The organism is Streptomyces sp. NPDC086077 (assembly GCF_040686175.1).
Taxonomy (GTDB): Bacteria; Actinomycetota; Actinomycetes; order Streptomycetales; family Streptomycetaceae; genus Streptomyces.
Window position 1 is genome coordinate 1 of record NZ_JBFBJT010000280.1, and the last position, 4,052, is coordinate 4,052.

3 protein-coding genes are annotated in these 4,052 nt (G+C 65.9%); all 3 read right to left on the bottom strand.

Translation table 11 applies throughout. The features are described 5' to 3' along the window. On the bottom strand, positions 1–2,518 hold a 2,518-nt coding region (rpoB, locus tag AB0O67_RS36785), incomplete at its 3' end, for a DNA-directed RNA polymerase subunit beta (protein ID WP_365460295.1). A gap of 624 nt (positions 2,519–3,142) precedes the next feature. Next, the gene (gene rplL / locus AB0O67_RS36790) at positions 3,143–3,532 is read right to left on the bottom strand and encodes a 50S ribosomal protein L7/L12 (protein ID WP_365460298.1); all 390 of its coding nucleotides are present in this window, start codon (positions 3,530–3,532) and stop codon (positions 3,143–3,145) included. 114 nt (positions 3,533–3,646) lie between these two features. Beyond that, positions 3,647–4,052: 50S ribosomal protein L10 (rplJ, locus tag AB0O67_RS36795; RefSeq protein ID WP_365460301.1), on the bottom strand; the 406-nt coding region annotated here is incomplete at its 5' end.

Genomic DNA, 4,052 nt, shown 5'->3' on the forward strand with positions numbered 1-4,052 from the left:
CGAAGACGCGGACGCCGATGACCTTGCCGATCTCGCCGTGCGGGACCTTCAGCGAGGTGTCACGGACCTCACGGGCCTTCTCACCGAAGATCGCGCGCAGCAGGCGCTCCTCCGGCGTCAGCTCGGTCTCACCCTTGGGCGTGACCTTGCCGACGAGGATGTCGCCGGCGACGACCTCGGCACCGATACGGATGATGCCGCGCTCGTCGAGGTCGGCGAGGACCTCCTCGGAGACGTTCGGGATGTCCCGGGTGATCTCCTCGGGGCCGAGCTTGGTGTCACGGGCGTCGACCTCGTGCTCCTCGATGTGGATCGAGGAGAGGACGTCGTCCTGCACGAGGCGCTGCGACAGGATGATCGCGTCCTCGTAGTTGTGACCCTCCCACGGCATGAACGCCACGAGCAGGTTCTTGCCCAGGGCCATCTCGCCGTTCTCGGTGGCCGGACCATCGGCGAGCACCTGGCCCGTGATGATGCGGTCGCCCTCGTTGACGATGACCTTCTGGTTGACCGAGGTGCCCTGGTTGGACCGGGAGAACTTGGCCAGGCGGTACGTGATGTACGTGCCGTCGTCGTTGGCGGTGGTGATGTAGTCCGCGGAGACCTCCTGGACCACACCGTCCTTCTCGGCCTTCACCACGTCGCCGGCGTCGACCGCGGAGCGGTACTCCATGCCGGTGCCGACGAGCGGGGACTCCGCCTGGATCAGCGGCACGGCCTGGCGCATCATGTTCGCGCCCATGAGGGCACGGTTGGCGTCGTCGTGCTCCAGGAAGGGGATCATGGCGGTCGCGACCGACACCATCTGGCGCGGCGAGACGTCCATGTAGTCCACGTCGTCACCGGCGACGTAGTCGACCTCGCCGCCACGGCGGCGGACCAGCACGCGGTTCTCGGCGAACCGCATGTCGTCGTTGAGCGTGGCGTTGGCCTGCGCGATGACGAAGCGGTCCTCCTCGTCGGCCGTCAGGTAGTCGACGTCGTCGGTGACCCGGCCCTCGACGACCTTGCGGTACGGCGTCTCGACGAAACCGAACGCGTTGACCCGGCCGTACGAGGCGAGCGAGCCGATCAGACCGATGTTCGGGCCTTCGGGCGTCTCGATCGGGCACATGCGGCCGTAGTGCGAAGGGTGGACGTCTCGGACCTCGAAGCCGGCCCGCTCACGGGAGAGACCACCCGGGCCGAGGGCGTTGAGACGACGCTTGTGCGTCAGGCCCGACAGCGGGTTGTTCTGGTCCATGAACTGGGACAGCTGGCTGGTGCCGAAGAACTCCTTGATGGAGGCGACGACCGGCCGGATGTTGATCAGGGTCTGCGGCGTGATCGCCTCGACGTCCTGGGTGGTCATGCGCTCGCGCACGACGCGCTCCATACGGGCGAGACCCGTACGGACCTGGTTCTGGATGAGCTCGCCGACGCTGCGGATACGGCGGTTGCCGAAGTGGTCGATGTCGTCGGTCTCGACGATGATCGAGCGCCCGGACTCGCCGACCGTCTCGGTCTCACCGGCGTGCAGCTTCACCAGGTACTTGATCGTCGCGATGATGTCCTCGACGGTCAGGACGCCCGCGTCCAGCTGCGTGTCCGTACCCAGCTTCTTGTTGACCTTGTAGCGGCCGACCTTGGCGAGGTCGTAGCGCTTGGGGTTGAAGTACAGGTTCTCCAGCAGCGTCTGCGCGGCCTCACGGGTGGGGGGCTCGCCCGGACGCAGCTTGCGGTAGATGTCGAGCAGCGCGTCGTCCTGGCCCTGGGTGTGGTCCTTCTCCAGGGTGGCACGCATCGACTCGTACTGACCGAACTCCTCGAGGATCTGCTCGGTGGTCCAGCCGAGCGCCTTCAGGAGGACGGTGACGGACTGCTTGCGCTTGCGGTCGATACGGACACCGACCATGTCGCGCTTGTCGATCTCCATCTCCAGCCAGGCACCCCGGGACGGGATGATCTTGGCGGAGAAGATGTCCTTGTCGGACGTCTTGTCGATGGAGGAGTCGAAGTAGACACCCGGCGAACGGACCAGCTGGGACACCACGACACGCTCGGTGCCGTTGATGACGAAGGTGCCCTTGTTGGTCATGAGCGGGAAGTCGCCCATGAAGACCGTCTGGGACTTGATCTCGCCGGTCTCGTTGTTGGTGAACTCGGCGGTGACGAAGAGCGGAGCCGCGTAGGTGAAGTCACGCTCCTTGCACTCGTCGATCGAGTTCTTCGGCGGCTCGAAGCGGTGGTCGCGGAACGTCAGCGACATCGACCCGCTGAAGTCCTCGATCGGGGAGATCTCCTCGAAGATCTCCTCGAGCCCGGACTTGGTGGGGACGTCCTGACCGTTCTCCAGAGCCTCCTCGACCCGACTCTGCCAGGCCGTGTTGCCGAGCAGCCAGTCGAAGCTCTCGGTCTGCAGCGCGAGCAGGTTCGGAACCTCGAGAGGCTCCTTGATCTTTGCAAAAGAGATGCGCAGCGGGGCAGTGCTGGCGCCGTTGTTCGTATTCGCGGTCGAGGCGTTGCGCGAGGCGGCCAAGAGGGGGTCCTTCCGAGGGCTCGGACTCACTACGCGCGTACCGGCCCCTCACCGATACACAGAGACAGATAGCCCCAGGTCAGGGACGGTCCGATCGTCGGTGCTTAAGCGAGGGCATGCCCCTGGTGACGGGCAGGGGACAGCTAACAGGCAGCGCAAAGGGTCAGTGTAGCCACTTGGCACACTGATGTCCAGTGCGGGTTTTCGAAGACCCTCGATGCCCTCGTTGTCCTCAACCCCTGCGACAAGGCCACGCCCTCAACGCCACGGTGATACTGCCCTCTTCGTCGTCGATCCATGCCTCGGATTCGGATCCTTGTGACGACGCGTCCTGAGAATTGCGCGCTGCGTGCAGTTCGTCAAGGCCCCCTTGCCCAAGCCGGGGTGCTGCGCTCGTCACGTGCAGCCCGCCACCGGGGGCGCTGAGAGGCACAACGAAGATCACCTTACCCCTCGCGACCACGGGTGCAAGGCAGCCGCCGCCGGGCCCTCGGAACGCCGAAGAGCGACCACCCGGATGGATGATCGCTCTTCGGTGCGTTCGCGTTACAGCCCCAGGGGACTGTTCACGGCCCTGCGGGGCCGCGGTCCGCGCGCGAGAGTCCGTGCGGGACCCGTGAGGCCTTACTTGACCTCGACGGAGGCGCCGGCGCCCTCGAGGGCCTCCTTGGCCTTCTCCGCGGCGTCCTTGGCGACCTTCTCGAGGACGGGCTTCGGGGCGCCGTCCACCAGGTCCTTGGCCTCCTTCAGGCCGAGGGAGGTCAGCTCACGCACGACCTTGATGACCTGGATCTTCTTGTCACCGGCGCCGGTGAGGACGACGTCGAACTCGTCCTTCTCCTCGACGGCCTCGGCGGCAGCGCCACCGGCGGCACCGCCGGCGATCATGACCGGCGCGGCAGCGGCGGCGGTGACGTCGAACTTCTCCTCGAACGCCTTCACGAACTCGGAGAGCTCGATGAGGGTCATCTCCTCGAACTGCGCGAGCAGGTCTTCCTGAGACAGCTTCGCCATGATGGCGGTCCTTCCACTAATTCGGCTGGTGCCGGATGTACATGTCTGGCGGGCGTACGTCTGGCCCGCTGTGACCGTCGCGTTCAGGCTGCGGCGGTCAGTGTGCGAGCCGAGTTACTCGGCACCGCCCTGCTCGGCCTGCTTGGCGCGCAGCGCGTCCACGGTGCGGACGAGCTTCGACGGCAGCGCCTGGAAGACGGAGGCAGCCTGGGACTGCTTCCCCTTGAAGGCACCGGCCAGCTTGCTGAGCAGAACCTCGCGGGACTCGAGGTCCGCAAGCTTCTTGATCTCGTCGGCGGACAGCGCCTTACCGTCAAGGACACCGCCCTTGATGACGAGATTCGGGTTGTCCTTGGCGAAGTCACGAAGACCCTTCGCCGACTCCACCGGGTCACCGGTGACGAAGGCGACGGCCGTCGGACCAGCGAAGAGCTGGTCGTCGAGCGTGATCCCGGCCTCGTTGGCCGCAATCTTGGTCAGCGTGTTCTTCACCACGGCGTACTGGGCGTTCTCACCGAGC

Excerpts from the sequence above, each read along its gene's own strand:
- rplL (WP_365460298.1), bottom strand. The coding sequence starts at position 3,532 with ATGGCGAAGCTGTCTCAGGAAGACCTGCTCGCGCAGTTCGAGGAGATG.